A 21,185-nucleotide genomic window follows, 5' to 3' on the forward strand; every position below is an offset into this window, starting at 1 on the left:
CTCGGACGAGGCGTGTCAGACCTCGGCCGGGGCGCGCGCGGCCGAGCGGCGTTCGAGGCCGATGCTGAGGGCGGCGATCCCGAGTCCGCCGAGGGCCAGCAGCAGCCCCACCCAGACGGGAGCCGTGAAGCCGAGTCCGGCGGCGATGACGGCTCCGCCGAGAGCCGCACCGACCGCATTGCCCGTGTTGAGGGCGGAGTGGTTCAGGGCCGCAGCGATCGACTGGTTGTCGCCGGCGACGTCCATCAACCGGGTCTGGATCGTCGGGCTCACGGCCGACGAGGCGAAGGCCACCGCGAAGACGAAGACGATCACGGTCACGATCCACCCGGCGGTCAGCGCGAGGAGCAGCTGCGTCACGACGAGGAGGACCAGGAGCCCGAACATCGATCGGATCAGATTGACGTCGGCGAGGTGGCCGCCGACGAGGTTGCCCGCCGTCATCCCCAATCCCAGGATCACGAGCACGACGGGGACGAGCCAGGCGGGTGCCCCGGCGGCCTCGGTGACCAGCGGCGAGACGTACGTGTAGACCGCGAAGAAGCCCCCGAAGCCGATCGCGCCGATCCCGAGCGCGAACCACACCTGTCCGATCCGGAACACCTTGAGCTCAGCCCGGAGCGTGCGCGACGGCTCCCCGGGGCGGTGCGGGACGGTGAGGGCGATCGCGAGGGTCGCGGCCGCGAAGATGAGGACGACCAGCACGAACGCCCAGCGCCAGCCGAGGTTCTGACCGAGGAACGTACCGAGCGGAACGCCGACGACGTTCGCCACCGTGAGGCCCGTGAGGACGAACGCGACGCCCTTGGCGCGGTTCCCCGGCCCCATGACGTCGGCGGCGACGAGCGCACCGATCCCGAAGTACGCGCCGTGCGGCAGGCCGGCGAGAAGACGGGATGCCGCGACGAGCTCGAACGTCGGCAGGATCAGCGTCAGCGCGTTGCACACGGTCAGGGCGCCGGCCAGGAGCACCATGACGCGGTGTCGCGGGTACTTGGCCACGGATGCGGCGATCGTCGGAGCTCCGATCACGACGCCGAGCGCGTAGAGCGTGATGAGCCATCCCGCCTGGGCGATCGCCTCCTCCTGCGAGCTCGCCCACGCGGTGGGGAGCAACTCGCGCGCGATCTCGGGCAGCAACCCCATGACCACGAACTCGGTCATCCCGATGCCGAAGCTGCCGACGGCCAGCGCCAGGAGGGCGCGGCGGGGACGGGTGGGGGTCGAGGTCACTCAGGGATCGTAGTCCCGCTCCCCTCCTCGGGACGAATCGATTCGAGCGCGGACTCGAGGCGCGCGATCTTGCCGTCGATCTCGCCCGTGTACCCGGGACGGATGTCGGCTTTCAGCACGAGCGAGACACGCGACCCGAAGGGTTGGACGGCGTCGACCGCGCCCTTGACGACGGCCATCACCTCGTCCCACTCCCCCTCGATCTCAGTGAACATGCTCGTGGTCCGATGCGGCAGGCCCGAGGCGCGGACGACGGCGACGGCCGCTGCCACGGCGTCGTGGACGGAACCGTCCGGATTGCCGTTCCCGGACGGGGCGACGGAGAAGGCGACGATCATGGGGACCTCCGGATCAGTGGATGGAACGGACGGGTACGGGAAGGCGGACGAGACGGACGACCATCCACACCAGCAGCGCGATCAGCGCGACGTTGCGGAGCGTCAGCACGCTCACGGCGACGACCTCGGGCGAGACGATCCCGTCGTAGAGGACGGGGTAGACGAACTGGGTGAGGGCGGCCGACACCAGCACGAGCGCTCCGGGCGCGATCCACCGTCGGCGATCGACGACGAGTCCGAACGCGACGATGGCGAACAGCCACGTCTGGAACTGCGGCGAGCCGACCTTGTTCACGACGATGAGGACGGTCGTGAGGGCGAGGCCCAACGTCGGGAACAGCCGTACGAAGGGGACGTGCCGACGAGCCTTGATCGCGCCGATCCCCACGACCGCGGCGGCGGCGAGGACGAGCGAGGGCGTCATGAGTGCCGACACGGTGCCGAGGAAGGGTCCCGAGACCTGGAAGGTGAGGATCCCCTGGTCGTAGTAGACCGTCCACCCGTCGAACCCGAGGAGTGCACCCCACAGGTAGACGGCGCTCACCGGTGCCTCGACCTGGAGTCCGCGCCCGGTCTGACCCGTCACGAATCCGAGGGCGTGGTCGGCGCCTCCCGCGGCGACGACGACGCCGACGACGGCCACGCTCACCAGCACCCCCGCGCCGAGGACGACGCTCCGCCGACGGACCGCGACGACCGCGGCCCCGATGAGGGCTGCCGGCCAGATCTTGATCCACGTCGCGGCAGCGAGCAGCGCACCGGCGACACCCGGCCGGCGCAGGAGCCACAGGCATCCGAGGATCGCCAGCGGAACCGAGACCGCGTCGATCCGATACATCCCGACGGGCCCGAGGGCGACGATCGCCGCGAGCCAGAACCCCGCCGCGCTCAGGCGCCCGATCGAGCGGCCCGCGCCGATCAGGATCGCGAAGGCGACCGCGTCGAGGAGCGTCACGAGGATCGCCCACCCGACCGTATAGCTCCCGACGAGCGCTCCGGGCAGGTGCGCCAGCAGCATCGGGAGGAGCGCGAGATGCGGATACACCCAGTCCTGCGTGACGCCGACGATCCCGCCACCCGAGAAGACGGCCTGCGACCAGGGTTCGTACACGCGGTAGACGTCGCCCATCGGCTCGTTCGGCAGAAGGAAGCCGAGCACACCGACGACGAGATGGACGAGGGCGAACGCGGCCCACAGCAGCACGCGGTTCGTCACGCCCTCCAGCCTAGGGCGATGCGCTCGCGTCACCCGGCGAGGGCCGCTGCGACGGCATGCGGCAGGTGCTCGGCGACGTCGAGCGCGACGATCGGTCCCCCGCCGTGCGCCGCGACGGCGAGCGCGGCCGCGTGTCCGTGCAGCCAGACGGCGGATGCCGCCGCCCGCTGCAGTGCGCCGAGGTCACCCGGCGACGCCCCGTGCCCGACGACCCCCGCGAGCACGGCACCGACGGTCCCGGCGAGGACGTCGCCCGTCCCGGCGGTCGCCAGCCACGACGTCGGCGCGGTGACCTCGACCGGGTCGATCCCGGGTGCGGCGACGACGGTCGTCGCCCCCTTCCGCACGACGACACCGCCGAGCGCACCAGCGGTGCCCGCGGCATCGTCGACGTCCGGATCGAGTCCCAGCAGAGCGCGCAGCCGGGCGTGCTCGCGACCGTGCGGCGTCGCCACGACGGGAGCGGGCGCGTCGACGGCCAGGTCCAGCGCCCCGGCGTCGACGACGACGGGGACATCGGCCGAGAGGATGCCGACGAGCGCCGCGCGTTCGCTCGCCGAGCGGTGCGCGGCATCCGTCCCGGACCCGATCACCCACGCCTGCACGCGGCCGTCAGCGGTCACCGTCTCGGGTCGTCGGGCGAGGACGTGGTCGGCGGCCGGACCCGGCCCGAGGTAGCGCACCATCCCCACGCCGGTGCGCCACGCCGCCTCGACGCCGAGGACCGCAGCTCCCGGGAAGGCGGCCGAACCGGTCCGCATCCCGACCACACCGCGGGAATACTTGTCGTCGTCCGCCGTTGGCTCGGTGAGGACGGCGGCCGTGTCCGCCCTGTTCCACATCCGCGCCGTCATGGCGCCCACCCTATGCGACGGAGTCCGCTCATGACCCTCCTCTTCCGCCCGCTCGAGCTGTCCGGTACGACCGCCCGCAACCGGCTCTGGGTCTCGCCCATGTGCCAGTACTCCGCCGTCGATGGCGTGCCGAACGACTGGCACCACGTGCACCTCGCTCAGTTCGCGAACGGCGGCGCCGGGGTGGTCATCGCCGAGGCGACGGCCGTCGTGCCCGAGGGACGGATCACGCCGTCCGACACAGGGCTGTGGAACGACGAGCAGCGGGATGCCTGGGCTCCCATCGTCGCCGCGATCCATTCGCGCGGAGCCCTGGCAGGCATCCAGCTCGCTCACGCGGGCCGGAAGGCGTCGACGCACCGCCCGTTCGACGATGCGCGCGGCAGCGTCTCCCCCGCCGAGGGCGGCTGGACGACCGTCGCCCCCTCAGCGATCGCTTTCGACGGCTACGCCCAGCCCGTCGCCCTCGACGCGAACGGGATCGACGCCCTCGTGGTCGCGTTCGGCGACGCTGCTCGCCGCGCCGACGAGGCCGGCTTCGATCTGCTCGAGATCCACGCGGCACACGGCTACCTGCTGCACCAGTTCCTCTCGCCGCTGTCGAACGAGCGCACCGACGGGTACGGCGGGTCTCTCGAGAACCGCGCCCGCCTGCTCCTGCGCGTCGTCGACGCGGTCCGGGATGCCGCACCCGGCCGTACCCTCGCGGTCCGCTTCTCGGCGACCGACTGGGCCGACGGCGGGTGGGGCGTCGACGAGACCGCGACCGTCGCCGGCTGGGTCGGCGAGCGCGGGGCGAGCGTCATCGACATCTCGACGGGCGGGCTCGTCGCGCATCAGAAGATCACGACCGGACCCGGGTACCAGGTTCCGTTCGCGGCAACGGTCCGCGAACGCACCGGGCTCCTCGTCACGGCCGTCGGCGAGATCGCTGACGGCCCGCGGGCCGAGGCCGTCCTGCAGGACGGCCTCGCCGATGCGGTCATGGTCGGCCGCGGCTGGCTGCGCGATCCGCACTTCGCCCTCCAGGCCGCAGACGACCTGGACGACGCGGAGGCTGCGACGCTGTGGCCGCCGCAGTACCTCCGCGCCCGCCGGCGCTGAGCCCCGTCAGAGGCGGCGCGTCGCGTCGTGCACCTCGCCGACGAGTTCCTCGATGATGTCCTCGAGGAACAGCACGGCCGTCGTCTCGCCCGCCGAGTCGCGCACCTGAGCCAGGTGACGGCTCGACCGGCGCATGAGGGCGAGGGCGTCCTCGAGGTCGGTGGCCTCGCCGATGGGGATCATGTGGTGGATCCGCTTGGGCTTGATCGGCTGGGCGACCGTGTCCTCGGAGTCCTCCCCCTCGGCGGCCCGGAGGACGTCCTTCAGGTGGACGTAGCCGAGCGGCATCCCCTCGTCGTCGACGATCACGTACCGCGAGAAACCGTGACGAGCCACGGCCCGCTCGATCTCGTCGGGCGTCGTGTGCTCGGGCAGGGTGACGAGCTCCGAGAGCGGGACCGCGACATCCTTCGCCTTCTTGTCGGTGAACTCCACCGCCGCAGCGACCGCGCCCGAGGCGTCATCCAGCACGCCCTCGATGCGCGACTGGTTCACGATGGTGGCGACCTCGTCGAGCGTGAAGGTCGAGGCGGCCTCGTCCTTCGGCTCGACGCGGAACAGCCGCACGACGTGGTTCGCGATCCAGTTGAGCGCCACGATGATCGGGTGGAACACCCGTGACACGAACACGAGCGGCGGCGCGAGCAGCAGCACAGCGCGATCCGGCAGCGAGAACGCGAGGTTCTTCGGCACCATCTCGCCGAACACGACGTGCAGATACGACACGAGCAGCAGCGCGATGACGAAGCCCGTGACGTCGACGACCGCGTACGGCAGGCCGATCGCCTCGAGCGGCACCGCGAGCAGGTGGTGGATCGCCGGCTCCGACACGTTCAGGATCAGCAACGAGCAGATCGTGATGCCGAGCTGGCACGTCGCCAGCATGAGCGTCGCGTGCTCCATGGCCCACAGGGCCGTCTTGGCCGAGCGCGAACCCTTCTCGGCGAGCGGCTCGATCTGCGAGCGTCGCGCGGAGATGACGGCGAACTCGGCTCCGACGAAGAAGGCGTTGGCCACCAAGAGGACGACGAGCCATGCGATTCCGACCCAGTCGTTCATCGACGCTCACCTCCCTCGGTCTCGGCGCCGACCGGCACGGGAGCGGGCACGAACTTCACGCGGTCGACGCGGCGACCGTCCATCCGCTGCACGGTGATGGTCCCGTCGTCGAGGGTGATCTGGTCTCCCACCGTGGGGATGCGCTCCAGCGTGGCCATGATGAATCCGCCGACCGTGTCGTAGACGTCGCCTTCTGGCACGCGGATGCCGGTGCGGTCGAGCACCTCGTCGGGGCGCAGGTCGCCGGGGAAGATGATCGACCCTTTGGCGCGGACGACGCCGGCACGGCTGCGGTCGTGCTCGTCGAGCACCTCGCCGACGATCTCCTCGACGAGGTCTTCGAGCGTGACGACGCCGGCGGTGCCGCCGTACTCGTCGACGACGATCGCCATCTGGTAACCGCGCGAGCGGAGTTCGGACATCAGACCGTCGAGGTGCACGGCTTCGGGGACGCGCAGCGGCTCCTCTGCGATCGCGGCGGCCGGGACGTCCGCGCGTCGTTCACGCGGCACGGACACCGCTTGCTTCAGATGGACGATGCCGGTGATGTCGTCCATCGACTCGCCGTACACGGGGAACCGGCTGTGGCCGGTGCGTCGGGCGAGCTGGATGACGTCTTCGACGCTGTCATCGGCGGCGACGGCGTGGACGCTGGGTCGCGGGGTCATGACGTCAGCCGTCGTGAGACGCGAGAACGTGAGCGTGCGGTCGAGCAGCGACGCGGTGTCCTCCTCGAGGACGCCGGCGCTGGCCGAGCGGCGGACCAGGCTCGACAGCTCTTCCGCGGTGCGGGCACCGGAGAGCTCCTCCTTGGGCTCGACGCCCATGGCACGGAGCACGGCGTTCGCGCTGCCGTTGAGCAGCTGGATGGCGGGCTTGAAGACGGTCGTGAAGACGGTCTGGAACCCGATGACGAGCTTCGCGGTCTGGCGGGGAACCGCGAGGGCGAAGTTCTTCGGGACGAGCTCGCCGATGATCATCGAGAAGATCGTCGCGGTGGCCATGGCGACCACGGTCGCGATGGGACGGGATGCCGCTTCCGGCACACCCCACGACTCGAACACCGGGTTCAGCAGATTCGAGAGCGCCGGCTCCATCGTGTAACCGGTGAGGAGGGTCGTCAGCGTGATGCCGAGCTGTGCGCTCGAAAGATGCGTCGACGTGATCCGCAGCGCGTTGATCGTGAGCGACAGTCGGCTCTCGCCGGCTGCGCGGCGCGACTCGAGATCGGCCCGATCGAGGTTGACGAGTGCGAACTCACTGGCGACGAACAGGCCGGTTCCCACTGTCAGGAGCAGCCCCACGCCCAACATGACGTAGTCCATCACACGTCACCCCCGATCATCGGGGAGCAGGGTCGGTGGGGCGAAGGTCTACTGGGAGGGTCGTCCATTGTGGGGATGATTCTACGGCACCGCGCGCGTCGCACGGGCGCGTTCTCTCACCAGCTGACCGGCAGTGCTTTGCCCTCTTCGTAGCCGGCCGCGGACTGGAAGCCCACCGTCGCCCGTTCGTGGAAATCGGCGACGGTCGCCGCTCCCGCGTAGGTGAACGACGAGCGGACCCCCGAGGTGATCATGTCGAGGAGGTCCTCGACGCTCGGCCGCAGGGGGTCGAGGTAGATCCGCGACGACGAGATGCCCTCGGCGAACAGCTCCTTGCGAGCGCGCTCGAACGGGTCGAGACGGCCGAAGCGCCCCTGCACCGCCTTCGTCGACGCCATGCCCCACGACTCCTTGAACACGCGCCCCTCGGCATCGACCCGCAGATCGCCGGGCGCCTCGATCGTGCCCGCGAACCAGGATCCGACCATGACGGATGCCGCGCCTGCCGCGAGGGCGAGGGCGACGTCCCGGGGGTAGCGGACGCCGCCGTCGGCCCACACGTGCGCGCCCGCCGCGGCGGCGGCCTCGGCGGTCTCCAGCACGGCCGAGAACTGCGGGCGTCCGACGGCCGTCATCATGCGCGTCGTGCACATCGCACCGGGCCCCACGCCGACCTTGAGGATCGTGGCGCCGGCCTCGACGAGGTCGCGCACCCCCTCCGCGGTCACGACGTTCCCCGCCACGATCGGGAGTCCGAGGTTCTGGGCGGAGACGGCGCGGAGAGCACGGATCATGCTCTCCTGGTGCCCGTGCGCCGTGTCGACCACGAGCGCGTCGACGCCGGCGGCGGCGAGCGCGCGGGCCTTCGCCGCGACGTCGCCGTTGATCCCGACGGCCGCGGCGACGATCAGCCGCCCCTCACCGTCGACGGCGGGCCGGTAGAGCGACGAGCGCAGGGCGGTCCGTTGCGACAGCGTGCCGACGAGATACCCGTGCTGCACCACCGTGACGATGTCGGCCTCGGCCGCGATCAGCAGGTCGAACGCGGCACGCGCGGTGTCGACGTCGTCCGCGTCGATGGATGCCGCCCGTCCCCGCACGAGGTCGCCGAGACGAGCGTCGGGCAGGGCGGTGCCCAGGCGCTCGGCCGGCACGATGCCGACGATGTCGTCCCTATGGATCCGCTCCGCGCGGGACGCGACGACGATCCCGTGCCCCGCCGCTGCCGGCAGGAGGGCCGCAGCGTCCGCGACCAGCGCCTCGGGCGGGAGAACGAGCGGCGTGTCCCAGCGGACCGGCTGCTCCTTGACCCACCGGATGCCGGCATCCACATCCTGCAGCGGCATGTCCTGCGGAAGGACGGCGAGTCCTCCGCGCCGCGCGAGGGTCGCGGCCAGCCGGGGGCCGGTGACGGAGTTCATGTTCGAGGCCACCAGCGGGATGGTCGCGCTCGTTCCGTCGCCCGGAGAGAGGTCGACGTCCAGCCGGCTCGTCACGTCGGAGCGCCGCGGAACGAGGAACACGTCGGAGTAGGTCAGGTCGCCCGCGGGCCGCTCGCCGGAGAAGTGCATACACCCACGCTAAGCGACGAGGAACCCCTGCGTCCGGGCGGCCCGTGCGGGTCGGAGGGGGGACAACCTGGGATACCCTTGACGTCTGTGCGCGAGGCCGCGCGAGGCCCGCACATTTCGAACGTCGACGACGAAAGCAGGCGGAACCGTGTCCAGTCAGGCGACCGGCGTGGGAACTACGAGCGACGGGGAGTTCGGAGCCAACGAATGGCTCGTCGCAGAGCTGTACGAGCAGTACAGCCGCGACAAGAACTCGGTGGACAAGGAGTGGTGGCCGATCCTTGAGGCCTACACCCCCGACGCCCCCTCCGGCGGAGCCGGCGCAGCGAGCGCCGCACCGGCGGCATCCGCTCCGGCAGAGTCCGCGGCCCCCGCAGCCGCGCCCACGGCTGACTCTCGTCCCGCCGCCACCGGCGTCCAGCCCGTGGCGCGCACGACAGCACGGCCCGCCGCGCCCCAGCCGATCCCCGCCGAGGCGCCCAAGGCCGCCCCCGCGGGCGAGAAGGCGACCCTCGAGGACACCGTCACTCCGCTGCGCGGCCTGCCGAAGACCCTCGCCGCGAACATGGACGAGTCGCTGACCGTCCCCACCGCGACGAGCGTGCGCACCATCCCCGCGAAGCTGATGATCGACAACCGCATCGTCATCAACAACCACATGTCCCGCACGCGTGGCGGCAAGGTGAGCTTCACCCACATCATCGGCTGGGCGCTCATCCAGGCCCTGAAGGCCTTCCCGACGCAGAACGTCTTCTACGCCGAGGTCGACGGCAAGCCGTCGGTCGTCGCGCCGGCGCACATCAACCTGGGCATCGCGATCGACCTCCCCAAGCCCGACGGCACGCGGGCTCTCATGGTCCCGAGCATCAAGCAGGCCGAGACCCTCACCTTCGGCGAATACCTCTCCGCCTACGAGGACCTCGTCCAGCGCGCCCGCAAGAACAAGCTGACCGCGGCCGACTTCCAGGGCACGACGGTGTCCCTCACCAACCCCGGCGGCATCGGCACGGTCCACTCCGTCCCCCGTCTGATGAAGGGCCAGGGCTGCATCATCGGCGCCGGCGCCCTCGACTACCCCGCCGAGTTCCAGGGCGCGAGCGAGAAGACGCTGGGCGAGCTCGGCATCGGCAAGACCATCACCCTGACGAGCACGTACGACCACCGCGTCATCCAGGGTGCCGGCTCGGGCGAGTTCCTGAAGATCGTCCACCAGCTCCTCATCGGGCAGGAGGGGTTCTACGACGACATCTTCGCGGCCCTCCGCATCCCGTACTCCCCCATCCGCTGGTCGAGCGACATCAAGGTCGACATCGCCGAGCGCGTGGACAAGACCGCTCGTGTCCAGGAGCTCATCAACTCCTACCGCGTGCGCGGCCACATGATGGCGGACATCGATCCGCTCGAGTACGTCCAGCGCACGCACCCCGACCTCGAGATCGAGAACCACGGGCTGACGTTCTGGGACCTCGACCGCGAGTTCGTCACGAACGGCTTCGGCGGCAAGCGCACGATGAAGCTCCGCGACATCCTCGGGATCCTCCGCGACTCGTACTGCCGCACCGTCGGCGTCGAGTACATGCACATCCAGGACCCGACGCAGCGCAAGTGGTTCCAGGACAACCTGGAGATCAAGTACCAGAAGCCCGGTCACGACGAGCAGCTGCGCGTCCTCGGCAAGCTCAACGAGGCCGAGGCGTTCGAGACCTTCCTGCAGACGAAGTTCGTCGGCCAGAAGCGCTTCAGCCTCGAGGGCGGCGAGTCGCTCGTCCCGCTGCTCGACCAGATCCTCCAGGGCGCCGCCGCAGAGGGCCTCGACGGCGCCGCGATCGCGATGGCGCACCGCGGTCGTCTCAACGTCCTCACCAACGTCGCCGGCAAGACGTACAGCCAGCTCTTCCGGGAGTTCGAAGGCTCCGTCGCCGTCGGTTCGAAGAGCGGGTCCGGCGACGTCAAGTACCACCTGGGCACGCAGGGCACCTTCGTCGCCGACGGCGGCGAAGAGCTCCCCGTCTACCTCGCAGCCAACCCCTCGCATCTCGAGACCGTCGACGGCGTCCTCGAGGGGATCGTCCGCGCCAAGCAGGACCGCCTGCCCATCGGCTCGTTCTCGTGGCTGCCGATCCTCGTCCACGGTGACGCGGCTTTCGCCGGCCAGGGCGTGGTGATGGAGACGTTGCAGATGTCCCGTCTGCGCGGCTACCGGACGGGCGGCACGGTCCACGTGGTCGTCAACAACCAGGTCGGCTTCACGACCCTTCCGCTCGACGCGCGCACCTCGATCTATGCGACCGACGTGGCGAAGACCATCCAGGCGCCGATCTTCCACGTGAACGGCGACGACCCCGAGGCCGTCGTCCACGTGGCGGAGCTCGCGTTCCGGTACCGCCAGGAGTTCAACCGCGACGTCGTCATCGATCTCGTCTGCTACCGCCGCCGCGGACACAACGAGGGCGACGACCCCTCGATGACGCAGCCGCTCATGACGAACCTCATCGAGGCGAAGCGCTCGGTCCGCAAGCTCTACACCGAGGCGCTCGTCGGTCGTGGCGACATCACCGAGGAGGAGTACGAGAAGGCCAAGCAGGACTTCCAGAACCGCCTCGAGATCGCCTTCGCCGAGATCCACGCGGCCCAGACCGGGACCTCGCCCGTCGTCTCGGCGGAGACCCAGGCCGAGCCCGCGGTCGGCGAGCCCGACTCCACCGCCGTCGACCGCGACGTCATCGAGCGCATCGGTGACGCCTTCGTCAACAAGCCCGAGGGCTTCACGGTGCACACGAAGCTCCAGCAGCTGCTCGACAAGCGCCACGACATGAGCCGCAACGGCAAGATCGACTGGGGCTTCGGCGAGCTGCTCGCCTTCGGATCGCTTCTGACCGAAGGGTCGAACGTCCGCCTCGCCGGTCAGGACGTCCGCCGCGGCACCTTCGTGACGCGGCACGCGGTCATGCACGACCGGGCGAACGGCCAGGAATGGCTGCCGCTGGCGAACCTCAGCGACAACCAGGGCCGCTTCTACGCCTACGACTCCCTCCTCAGCGAGTATGCGGCGATGGCCTTCGAGTACGGCTACTCCGTCGAACGCGCCGACACCCTCACCCTGTGGGAGGCCCAGTTCGGCGACTTCGCCAACGGCGCGCAGTCGGTCATCGACGAGTTCATCTCCTCGGCTGAGCAGAAGTGGGGCCAGCAGTCGGGCGTCGTGCTCCTGCTCCCCCACGGTTACGAGGGTCAGGGGCCGGACCACTCCTCGGCGCGCATCGAGCGCTACCTGCAGATGTGCGCGCAGGACAACATGACCGTCGCCCGCCCCTCGACGCCCGCGTCGTACTTCCACCTGCTGCGCCGCCAGGCCTACGCCCGTCCGCGGCGCCCGCTCGTGGTCTTCACCCCGAAGGCGATGCTGCGTCTGCGGAACGCGACGAGCCCCGTCGAGGACTTCCTCGAGGGCCGGTTCGAGCCGGTGATCGACGACGAGCGTTCGCTCGATCGCGAGGCCGTCACCCGCGTCCTCCTCCACGCCGGCAAGATCCACTGGGACCTCACCGCGGAGCTGGAGAAGAAGCCGAACGAGAAGGTCGCGCTCGTGCGCCTGGAGCAGTACTACCCGGCGCCGATCGATCAGCTCAACGCGATCCTCGACAGCTACCCGAACGCCGAGCTCTACTGGGTCCAGGAGGAGCCGGAAAACCAAGGCGCCTGGCCGTTCATCGCCCTCGAGGTGGTCAAGCACCTCCACGGCCGGACGATCAAGCGGATCTCGCGGTCGGCTGCTGCCTCCACGGCCACCGGCTCGCCGAAGGTCCACGCGCGCCAGCACGCCGAGATCATGGACGAGGCGCTCAACTTCTGACCCTGCCGTTACGGATACGGAAGAAGGCCCCGCTTCGGCGGGGCCTTCTTCCGTATCCGACGCTCGAGATGCGCGTCAGTGGTGGGTCGCCTGTTCCGCCCGCAGGCGCGCGAGCACCTGGTCCCGAAGGTCCTCGGGCGCGGCCTCCTTGCAGGCGCGGGCGACCACCGCGGTCAGCGTCGTCGCCACGAGGGCTTCATCCCGGCACGCCGCGCAGTTCTCGAGGTGCTCGGTGATGTCGGCGTGGCGGGTGTTGCAGACCTCGTTGCGCAGGTACTCCTCGAGATCCTTCTGGGCCTTGTCGCAACCGCAGTCGGTCATTTCGCACTCCTTGTGGCGGGCACCTCGATGCCACGCTCCTTCGCATAGTCGGACAGCAGGTCGCGGAGCTGACGTCTGCCACGGTGCAGACGGCTCATGACCGTGCCGATGGGGGTTTTCATGATGTCCGCGATCTCCTGATACGCGAACCCTTCGACGTCCGCGAGGTATACGGCCAGTCGGAAGTCTTCGGGAAGGGACTGCAGGGCGTCTTTGACGACGGATGCCGGCATGTGATCGATCGCCTCGGCCTCGGCCGAGCGGGCCGAGGAGGCCGTCGTCGACTCCGCGCCACCGAGCTGCCAGTCCTCGAGCTCGTCGATGGTGCCCTGGTACGGCTCGCGCTGCTTCTTGCGGTACGTGTTGATGTACGTGTTCGTGAGGATCCGGTACAGCCACGCCTTGAGGTTGGTGCCCTGGGTGAAGGACGCCCAGGCGGCGAACGCCTTGACGAAGGTCTCCTGGACCAGGTCAGATGCATCAGCGGGGTTGCGGGTCATCCGCATCGCCGCCGCGTAGAGCTGGTCCATGAAGGGGAGCGCCTGCTCCTCGAACTGGGTGCGCGGGTCTTCGACCGCCTGATCGTTCATCGCAGGCCAGTCTACGTCGGCCCATTCGGCGAGTTCCGGCGCGTCCAGTGTGGCGATCATCGCGCTCCTCTCCCGTCTGTGCACGTCGTCGACATGTCCATCCAACGAGCGAGGGGCTGGGCCTATTCCCCGCGTCAGCGCGGAGCGCGGATCAGGCGGTTCCGACCGGGAGTTCGATGCTCACCCGCGTGCCGCGCCCTTCGTGCGAATCGACCGAGACGGTCCCGTCATGGCGGTCCACGATGGTGCGGACGAGGGCCAGCCCCAGGCCGCTCCCCGGTCGGTCTCGTGCGTTCGATCCGCGCGCGAGTTCCTGGAGGACCGACGGCACGTCGGCGGCGGGGATGCCGCGACCCGTGTCGGCGACTTCGAGGACGATGCGACCGGACCGCTCGATGCCTCGGATCTCCACCGCGTCGCCGGGGTCCGAGTACTTCACGGCGTTCGCGACGACGTTGTGGACGGCGGTGAAGAGCAGATCGGGATCGCCCACGACGGCCGGCAGAGGCCACGGCGCCGACGGCAGCGTGACGCGGATCTCCCTGGCGTGGGTGTCGCGGATCGTCGCGGCGACATCGGTGACGATGGCGCCGGGATGGACCGGAATGCGTTCCATGGGTGCGGTCTGCAGTTCGCCGAGCTTCCGAAGATCCCCCACCAGCCGCGCCATCCGGGTGGTCTGCGCGTCGATGGCCGCCAGCTGCGGTGTGGCGGCATCGCTGACCGCGACGGCGGCCCGGATCGCGGTGATGGGGTTCTTCAGTTCATGATCCAGCCGGTCGAGGAACCGACGGTGCTCGGCGGCGGCGGACTGGAGCGCAGCCTGTGCCGCGCGGGAGGACCCACGGTGCACCTGCGCCCGCCACATCGCGACGACGATCGTGACGACGCCGACCAGCGCGGCCGCGAGGAGGATCGACGTTCCGAGCGGCATCGACACGGTGATCGTCCGCCGGTCGACGGCGAAGGCCACGCCGGCCACGACCAGGAGAGCGGCCGTCGGCAGCGCGGCGACGACGATGCGACGGCTGCTCACGCGCGACGCACCGATCGGGTGAATCGGTAGCCGACCCCGGGGACGGTCTCGATGTACGTCGGCGCGGACGCGTCATCCCGGAGGACGGATCGCAGTTCGGCGACGCGATTGTCGACGGCGCGGGTGTGCGCGGCGAAGTCGAATCCCCAGACGACGCTGAGCAGACGCTCCCGGGCGTGGACCTCCCCGGGCCGGGTCATGAGGAACTCCAGCAGCTGGAACGCCTTGGGCGTGAGCGAGACCTCGACGCCGTCCCGCCAGACCCGTCGCGCGGGTCGGTCGAGGCGAAGGCCCTCCGCCTCGACCAGCTCCGACGAGACGAGCCCGCCTGCTCCCGCCGCCACGCGGCGGAGGACCGCCCGACTCCGAGAGACGAGTTCCTGCGGGTCGAAGGGCTTGTTGAGATAGTCGTCGGCGCCTTCGTCGAGGGCCGCCGAACGCTCCCCCGACTCGCCGACGTGGGTCAGCAGGATGACCGGCGTCGTGTCCCCTGCCCGCCGCAGACGCCGCAGGAGCTCGCGCCCGTCGACGACCGGCATGACGACGTCGCTCACGACGATGTCGGGATGCCGGGACTCGATGATCCGCAGCGCTGCGGCGCCGTCCGCCGCCACGTCGACGTCGAATCCGCTGCGACTCAGAAAGGGAGCGAGGCTCTCGGTGATCGACTGCTCGTCGTCGACGAGGAGCAGTCGCGGCGTCGCTTCGGAGGACATACCGGGATCGTAGCGATCAGGACAGGGGCGTCGTGATGTTGGCGGTGCCCGCGTACGCGATGTCCGGGGTGCCGCTCTCCCAGCCGACGACGTTGATGTCGGCGCTCTTGTCGAACGCGACCCGGGTCGCCGACGTCATGAGGACAGTCGCGCCATCGCCCTTGATCGTGACCGTCCCGACCTCGGGGAGGAGCACACCGCCCGCACTCGCGAGGATCGTCACGGTGGTGCAGTCGCCGGTCAGCTCGACGTACATACCGTCGAGGTCGCGGCCGACGGTCGCCGACCCGTCGACGCACGTCAGGTTCTGCGTCACCAGCTCGCGCAGGCGCGTGCGGTCCAGCTGCGCGCGGACGTCGGGGTCCACCTCGGCGCTCGACTCCGCGTCCGGTGCGACCGAGGCCTCGGACGCCGCCGGCGCCGGCGAGGCATCCGGAGCATCCGGCATCCACCCGCGCGGGTGCGAGGCCATGGGGGAGGCGCTCGACGCGGGGTCGGTGACGGCCACGGAGCACCCCGCGAGAAGAAGGGGTGCGAGGAAGGCTGCGGCGAGGACGACGGATCGGATGCCGACGCGTGAGGTGTGTTCCATGGGATTCACGCTAGGGGGTCGATGTCGCCGCACTGTCGCCGCGATGTCGCAGATCCGGAACATCGTCGTGACACTCGCTCATCGGCGGCGACGCCCCGTTCAGTAGGCTGGAGACGATGAGCGACGCCCCTTCCTCCCCCGCCCCCGCCGATGAGATTCTCGGCGGGTCCTGGCCGGCGCCCACGCCGGGCGAGCCGGTGCACGCACGCGTCTCGGTGCCCGGTTCGAAGTCGCTCACCAACCGTGAGCTCGTGCTCGCCGCCATCGCCGACGGGCCGAGCCTGCTGAGCGGCGCGCTCCACTCCGACGACTCCGCCCGTATGATCGATGCGCTCCGCGAGCTGGGCGTCAGGATCGACGCCGTTCCGGGCGACTCGCCGTTCGGGCCCGACCTGGACGTCACACCGCCCGCCTCGTTCACCGGGGGCACGACGATCGACTGCGGTCAGGCCGGCACGGTCATGCGCTTCGTCTCCCCCATCGCCGGCCTCGCTGTCGGCGATGTGCACGTCACAGCGCACCCCACGGCCATGCACCGTCCGATGGGCGCGATGATCCAGGCCCTGCGCGAGGTCGGCGCCGACATCGACGACGCCGGAAGCTGGGCCCTCCCCTTCGAGGTCCGTGGCCACGGCCACATCCGCGGGGGCGAGGTGACGATCGACGCGAGTCAGTCGAGCCAGTTCGTCTCGGGGCTGCTGCTGGCCGCCGCCCGATTCGATGTGGGACTGCGACTGATCCACGAAGGCGAGCGCCTCCCCAGCCTGCCGCACATCGAAATGACCGTCGAGGCCCTGGCTCGACGCGGCGTCCACGTCGAGCACCCGACTCCGAACGAGTGGGTCGTCCCGGCCGGTCCCGTGCGCGGCAAGGACGTGGCGATCGAACCCGATCTCTCCAACGCGGCCCCCTTCCTCGCCGCGGCGATCCTGACCGACGGTTCGGTGACGGTCCCGGGGTGGCCCGCTCACTCGACCCAACCGGGGGCCCTGCTCGCCGACATCCTGCCGGTCATGGGCGCGCACGCGTCCCGTCGGGCCGGAGCGCTCACCGTCACCGCCGGTGACCGGATCGCCGGGGTCGACCTCGACCTCTCGGCGGCGAGCGAGCTGACACCCACGCTGTTCGCGCTCGCGGCCTTCGCGGACGCCCCGACGACGTTCCACGGCATCGGGCACATCCGTGGCCACGAGACCGATCGCATCGCCGCTCTCGTCGACAACCTCCGAGCCCTCGGCGGCGACGCGGAGGAACGGGAGGACGGCATCCACATCCGTCCTCGCCCGCTGCACGGCGGGGTCTGGCGGGCTCATCACGATCACCGCATCGCCACGGCGGGCGCCGTGATCGGCCTGCGGGTACCGGGCGTCGTGGTGGACGACATCGGGACGACCGCGAAGACGATGCCCGAATTCCCCCAGTTGTGGGCGGACATGCTCGCGTGAGCTGGCTCAGCGACGACGATGACGACGACCTCGACTTCGACGAGGCCGACATCCGCGTACGCCCCAACCCGAAGGCGAACCGGCCGCGCACCAAGCGACGCCCGGCGCATGCCGACGCCCAGGTCGCCCGCGTGCTCGGCGTCGATCGCGGCAGGTACACCGTCCTCGTCGACGAGGACGGTCCGAACGAGCGGCAGATCCTCGCTTCTCGTGCACGGGAGCTCCGCAAACAACCCATCGTCAACGGGGATCGCGCCCGCGTCGTGGGCGACACGTCCGGGGATGACGGCACCCTCGCACGGATCGTCGGAATCGAGGAACGCACCTCGCTCCTGCGACGCAGCGCCGACGACACCGACCACATCGAGCGGATCATCGTCGCCAACGCCGATCAGCTCCTCATCGTCGTCGCGGCGGCCGACCCGGAGCCGCGACCGCGTCTGGTCGATCGCTACCTGATCGCTGCGCTGGATGCCGGAATGCACCCGATGCTCGTCGTCACCAAGACGGACCTCGCGGACCCGACGGCATTCCTCGCCCATTTCGAGGGTCTCGACGACCTCGAGGTCTTCACGAGCGGTCGCGACGCCATGCCGGTCGACGTCATCGGCGCGCGTCTCGCAGGCCATTCGACGGTCTTCGTCGGGCATTCCGGCGTCGGCAAGTCGACACTCGTCAACGCGCTGGTCCCCGACGCGCTCCGCGCGATCGGGCACGTGAACGAGGTCACCGGACGCGGTCGTCACACGTCCAGCTCCGCCGTCTCGCTGCGGTACGCCGGCCAGGACGGCCGCGGCTGGGTCATCGACACCCCGGGGGTGCGCTCGTTCGGCCTCGGGCACGTCGATCCCGCCAACATCCTGCGGGCCTACACCGATCTGGCGGCCGTCGCGGAGGAGTGCCCCCGCGGGTGCACCCACCTCCCCGACGCCCCCGACTGCGCCATCGCCGAGGCTGTGGCCGAGGGTCGCCTCGGCGAACGGGGAGCCGCACGCCTCGACTCCCTGCAGCGGCTGCTCGCCACCTTCGCCACCTGATCACGCGTCCTAAGATGGTCGGATGCCGCGCCTGGATAGTGGAACCTCCGCACCCGATTTCTCCCTCGTCGACCAGGACGGCCAGCCCGTCTCGCTCACCGACTTCCGCGGGAGGCGTCTCGTCGCGTTCTTCTACCCCGCCGCGATGACGCCGGGGTGCACGACGGAGGCATGCGACTTCCGCGACAGCGTGGCACCGCTGCAGGCCGCCGGGTACACGGTTGTGGGCATCTCACGGGACGAGCCGGCCAAGCTCCGCGCCTTCCGCGATCGGGACAGCCTCCCCTACGACCTGTTGAGCGACCCTGACCACTCGGCGCACGAGGCCTACGGCGCGTGGGGCGAGAAGATGAACTACGGCAAGGTCGTCGAAGGCGTCATCCGATCGACGTTCGTGATCGACGAGGACGGCGCGATCCTCCACGCGCTCTACAACGTCAAGGCGACCGGGCACGTCGCCCGCGTGCGGGCGCTGCTGGGCGTCTGATCAGACACCGGCGGCGTCGCCCGGCTCCTCGGCGGGATCCTTCGAGCGCTGACCGGCGGTGCGGGCCGCTGCAATGAGCAGAACGAGTCCGACCAGGGCCGGGACCGCGATTGCCGCCGCGAGGCGGAGATCCGCGCCCTCACCCGTGAGGGTGCCGAGCGCGACCGACAGGACGAGGGCCTGGACGACGACTCCGCCGGATCGCCCGCCGGACGCTCCGCGCCAGACGGCGACGGCGAACGCGCCGAGTGCCGCAGCGGCGATGACGGTGAGGCCCAGGAGCGCGACCGAGCTCGCGAGGCTTTCGCTGTCGCCGCGAACGAGAGCGACGAGCTCCCATACCGCGAGGACGAGGACGCCCGTCGCTTCGACGGCGAGCCAGCCCGCCGCGATGCGTTCGATCCGGCTGGTCCGCACGATGATCGCTCCTCCTGGGCGCCGGTGCACGGCGAGGCGCCGAAATACTCCGTTAACCCTTGATTCACATGCCCGGGCATGGGAATATTGACGGGCAAGTGTGCTCCCACAGCGGCGTGGGGCGAGCAACAGCTCGCACACCACCCAGGTTAGTCGACGTCGCCCGGCGTCGCATCCCGACTTCCGATCCCCCTTAGGAGCACCGCTATGGATTGGCGCGACAAAGCCGCCTGCCTGACCGTCGACCCCGAACTGTTCTTCCCCGTGGGGAACACCGGGCCCGCCGTCGACCAGATCGAAAAGGCGAAGTCCGTCTGCGCCCGGTGCACCGTCACCGAACTCTGCCTGCAGTACGCCCTCGAGACCGGCCAGGACTCGGGCGTATGGGGGGGCCTCTCCGAGGATGAGCGTCGCGCGCTCAAGCGTCGCGCCGCTCGCGCCCGCCGCGCCTCCTGACGAGCCCGCGCGCGGGCCTCAGGCCCGCGCGCGCTCGATGTACCGCATCGGGATCTCGATCGTCACCTCGGTGCCGCTGCCCATGAGCGTGTGCCAGTCGATCGTTCCGCTCAGTTCACCCTGAATGAGTGTGCGCACGATCTGCGTACCGAGACCGCGGCCGACCTGACCTTCCGGCAGGCCGACCCCGGTGTCGCGCACGCGCACCAGCAGCTGGTCCGCATCCCGCTCGGCGATGATCTCGACCTCGCCCTCTTTGTCTGCCAGGCCGTGCTCGACAGCATTCGTCACCAGCTCGGTCAGCGCGAGGGCGAGGGGCGTGGCGTACTCACTCGGCAGGGTCCCGAACGTCCCGGTCTTGACCGTCCGCGCGCGCGTGTTGGGGGCAGCCGCGACCTCGGCGACGAGCTTAAGCACCCGTTCGAAGACGTCGTCGAAGTCGACGCTCTGCATGAGCCCCTCGGACAGCGTGTCGTGCACGACCGCGATGGCGCTGACACGGCGCATCGCCTGCGTCAGGGCGTCCCGGCCCTCGTCCGAGTGCGTGCGACGCGCCTGGATGCGCAAGAGCGACGCGACGGTCTGCAGGTTGTTCTTGACGCGATGGTGGATCTCGCGGATCGTCGCGTCCTTCGTGATGAGCTCCTGCTCCTGGTGACGGATCTCGCTGACGTCGCGGCAGAGGACGATCGCTCCGATGCGATTGCCGTTCTCGCGCAGCGGGATCGTCCGCAGCGACACGGTGACGCCTCGAGCTTCCACATCCGCACGCCACGGCGCGCGGCCGGCCATGACGATCGGGAGGGACTCGTCGAACTGCCGGGATGCCGGCATGATCGTCGTCGCGACCTCCATGAGCGATTCGCCTTCGAGTTCGTCGTCGAATCCCAGCCGGTTGAACGCTGAGAGCGCGTTGGGGCTCGCGAACGTGGTGACGCCGTCCACGTCGAGACGGATGAGGCCGTCCGACGCGCGCGGCGCGCCGCGGCGCGGCGACGTCGGGGCCGTGAGGTCGGGGAAATCGGCTGAGGCGATCATCCCGAAGAGGTCATCGGCGCAGTCGTTGAAGGTGATCTGCTGACGCGACGGGGTCCGCGCCTCCCCGAGGTTCGTGTGACGGGTGAGCACGCCGATCACGCGGGTCTCGCGACCCTCCGCCGCACGTTCGCGGACGATCGGGACGGCACGCACGCGAGTCGGCGTCTCCTCGAACCAATCCGGCGAGGCCGAATCGACCATCCGCCCCTGGGTGAAGGCGTCCTTGACCTGCGTGCGCCACTGCGGACGCACGACGTCACCCACGATGTCGCGGTAGAAGAGCGTCGCCGCACCGCTCGGGCGCGTGTGCGCGACCGCGATGAACGAGTCGTCCGGCGTCGGGACCCAGACGACGATGTCGGCGAACGCGAGATCGGCGAGCAGCTGACCGTCACCGGCGAGACGGTGGAGCCACTCGACATCCTCCGCGGTGGAACGGCCTTGGGCGTAGACGAGGTCGCTGAGGGTGGACACGCCTCCACCCTAGATCCTCCGTC

General features: G+C 70.1%; 20 protein-coding genes. 6 read left to right on the top strand and 14 right to left on the bottom strand.

What is annotated here, in order from left to right:
- Positions 1-15 precede the first annotated feature (15 nt).
- Genes QE428_RS01150 through QE428_RS01165 form a run of 4 tightly spaced genes read right to left on the bottom strand, consistent with a single transcriptional unit; the run spans position 16 to position 3,650 of the window.
- Complete coding sequence (locus QE428_RS01150) at positions 16-1,233, bottom strand: MFS transporter (protein WP_307462215.1); 1,218 nt, start codon at positions 1,231-1,233, stop codon at positions 16-18.
- Complete coding sequence (locus tag QE428_RS01155) at positions 1,230-1,571, bottom strand: thiamine-binding protein (protein WP_091355744.1); 342 nt, start codon at positions 1,569-1,571, stop codon at positions 1,230-1,232. The genes QE428_RS01150 and QE428_RS01155 overlap by 4 nt, the downstream gene beginning before the upstream one ends.
- A gap of 13 nt (positions 1,572-1,584) precedes the next feature.
- Positions 1,585-2,787 (bottom strand): glycosyltransferase 87 family protein, encoded by a 1,203-nt coding sequence (locus QE428_RS01160; protein WP_307462218.1) that lies wholly within the window; start codon positions 2,785-2,787, stop codon positions 1,585-1,587.
- Positions 2,788-2,816: 29 nt separating this feature from the next.
- Positions 2,817-3,650 carry an ADP/ATP-dependent (S)-NAD(P)H-hydrate dehydratase gene (locus QE428_RS01165; RefSeq protein ID WP_307462220.1) on the bottom strand — a complete coding sequence of 278 codons (834 nt, stop codon included), beginning with the start codon at positions 3,648-3,650 and terminating at the stop codon, positions 2,817-2,819.
- 21 nt (positions 3,651-3,671) lie between these two features.
- Between QE428_RS01165 and QE428_RS01170 the strand changes: the two genes are divergently transcribed.
- Positions 3,672-4,745, top strand: a complete 1,074-nt coding sequence (locus tag QE428_RS01170; protein WP_307462222.1) for an NADH:flavin oxidoreductase/NADH oxidase — start codon at positions 3,672-3,674, stop codon at positions 4,743-4,745.
- Between the two features lie 6 nt (positions 4,746-4,751).
- Here the strand turns inward: QE428_RS01170 and QE428_RS01175 are convergent, their stop codons facing one another.
- The 3 genes from QE428_RS01175 to QE428_RS01185 form a co-directional block, all read right to left on the bottom strand.
- Positions 4,752-5,804 carry a hemolysin family protein gene (locus QE428_RS01175; RefSeq protein ID WP_091355757.1) on the bottom strand — a complete coding sequence of 351 codons (1,053 nt, stop codon included), beginning with the start codon at positions 5,802-5,804 and terminating at the stop codon, positions 4,752-4,754.
- Positions 5,801-7,129 (bottom strand): hemolysin family protein, encoded by a 1,329-nt coding sequence (locus QE428_RS01180; protein ID WP_133400128.1) that lies wholly within the window; start codon positions 7,127-7,129, stop codon positions 5,801-5,803. The genes QE428_RS01175 and QE428_RS01180 overlap by 4 nt, the downstream gene beginning before the upstream one ends.
- A gap of 116 nt (positions 7,130-7,245) precedes the next feature.
- On the bottom strand, positions 7,246-8,700 hold the full coding sequence (locus tag QE428_RS01185; protein WP_091355763.1) for a GuaB1 family IMP dehydrogenase-related protein: 1,455 nt from the start codon (positions 8,698-8,700) through the stop codon (positions 7,246-7,248).
- Between the two features lie 148 nt (positions 8,701-8,848).
- Between QE428_RS01185 and QE428_RS01190 the strand changes: the two genes are divergently transcribed.
- Complete coding sequence (locus QE428_RS01190; RefSeq protein ID WP_307462230.1) at positions 8,849-12,553, top strand: multifunctional oxoglutarate decarboxylase/oxoglutarate dehydrogenase thiamine pyrophosphate-binding subunit/dihydrolipoyllysine-residue succinyltransferase subunit; 3,705 nt, start codon at positions 8,849-8,851, stop codon at positions 12,551-12,553.
- A gap of 75 nt (positions 12,554-12,628) precedes the next feature.
- Here QE428_RS01190 and QE428_RS01195 read toward each other — a convergent pair whose 3' ends face one another.
- The 5 genes from QE428_RS01195 to QE428_RS01215 all read right to left on the bottom strand — a co-directional run bounded on the left by QE428_RS01195 (position 12,629) and on the right by QE428_RS01215 (position 15,808).
- Entirely contained in the window at positions 12,629-12,874 is a 246-nt protein-coding gene (locus QE428_RS01195) for a zf-HC2 domain-containing protein (RefSeq protein ID WP_018188697.1), read from the bottom strand.
- Positions 12,871-13,524, bottom strand: coding sequence for a sigma-70 family RNA polymerase sigma factor (locus QE428_RS01200; RefSeq protein WP_269457011.1), 654 nt, complete (start codon positions 13,522-13,524; stop codon positions 12,871-12,873). Before QE428_RS01200 ends, QE428_RS01195 begins: the two co-directional genes overlap by 4 nt.
- A 91-nt stretch (positions 13,525-13,615) precedes the next feature.
- Positions 13,616-14,500, bottom strand: a complete 885-nt coding sequence (locus QE428_RS01205) for a sensor histidine kinase KdpD (RefSeq protein WP_307462235.1) — start codon at positions 14,498-14,500, stop codon at positions 13,616-13,618.
- Positions 14,497-15,216 (bottom strand): response regulator, encoded by a 720-nt coding sequence (locus QE428_RS01210; protein ID WP_133400132.1) that lies wholly within the window; start codon positions 15,214-15,216, stop codon positions 14,497-14,499. The genes QE428_RS01205 and QE428_RS01210 overlap by 4 nt, the downstream gene beginning before the upstream one ends.
- A gap of 16 nt (positions 15,217-15,232) precedes the next feature.
- Positions 15,233-15,808: a hypothetical protein gene (locus tag QE428_RS01215; protein ID WP_307462238.1), complete on the bottom strand. Its 576-nt coding sequence runs from the start codon at positions 15,806-15,808 to the stop codon at positions 15,233-15,235.
- Positions 15,809-15,924: 116 nt separating this feature from the next.
- On the opposite strand from QE428_RS01215, the gene aroA reads away from it, so the two are divergent.
- Genes aroA through bcp form a run of 3 tightly spaced genes read left to right on the top strand, consistent with a single transcriptional unit; the run spans position 15,925 to position 18,777 of the window.
- Positions 15,925-17,253, top strand: coding sequence for a 3-phosphoshikimate 1-carboxyvinyltransferase (gene aroA, locus QE428_RS01220; protein WP_307462239.1), 1,329 nt, complete (start codon positions 15,925-15,927; stop codon positions 17,251-17,253).
- Positions 17,250-18,290, top strand: a complete 1,041-nt coding sequence (gene rsgA, locus QE428_RS01225) for a ribosome small subunit-dependent GTPase A (RefSeq protein WP_307462241.1) — start codon at positions 17,250-17,252, stop codon at positions 18,288-18,290. The genes aroA and rsgA overlap by 4 nt, the downstream gene beginning before the upstream one ends.
- A gap of 22 nt (positions 18,291-18,312) precedes the next feature.
- A complete protein-coding gene (bcp, locus tag QE428_RS01230; RefSeq protein ID WP_307462243.1) occupies positions 18,313-18,777 on the top strand; it encodes a thioredoxin-dependent thiol peroxidase in 465 nt (154 codons plus the stop codon).
- Here the strand turns inward: bcp and QE428_RS01235 are convergent, their stop codons facing one another.
- Positions 18,778-19,194 carry a histidine kinase gene (locus QE428_RS01235; RefSeq protein ID WP_091355787.1) on the bottom strand — a complete coding sequence of 139 codons (417 nt, stop codon included), beginning with the start codon at positions 19,192-19,194 and terminating at the stop codon, positions 18,778-18,780.
- A 207-nt stretch (positions 19,195-19,401) separates the two neighbouring features.
- On the opposite strand from QE428_RS01235, the gene QE428_RS01240 reads away from it, so the two are divergent.
- Positions 19,402-19,650: a WhiB family transcriptional regulator gene (locus tag QE428_RS01240; RefSeq protein ID WP_018188706.1), complete on the top strand. Its 249-nt coding sequence runs from the start codon at positions 19,402-19,404 to the stop codon at positions 19,648-19,650.
- A gap of 18 nt (positions 19,651-19,668) precedes the next feature.
- Here QE428_RS01240 and QE428_RS01245 read toward each other — a convergent pair whose 3' ends face one another.
- Positions 19,669-21,162, bottom strand: coding sequence for a sensor histidine kinase (locus QE428_RS01245; RefSeq protein ID WP_091355791.1), 1,494 nt, complete (start codon positions 21,160-21,162; stop codon positions 19,669-19,671).
- Between the last annotated feature and the right edge of the window lie 23 nt (positions 21,163-21,185).

Source organism: Microbacterium sp. SORGH_AS_0505 (assembly GCF_030818715.1).
In the GTDB taxonomy this organism is placed as follows: Bacteria; Actinomycetota; Actinomycetes; order Actinomycetales; family Microbacteriaceae; genus Microbacterium.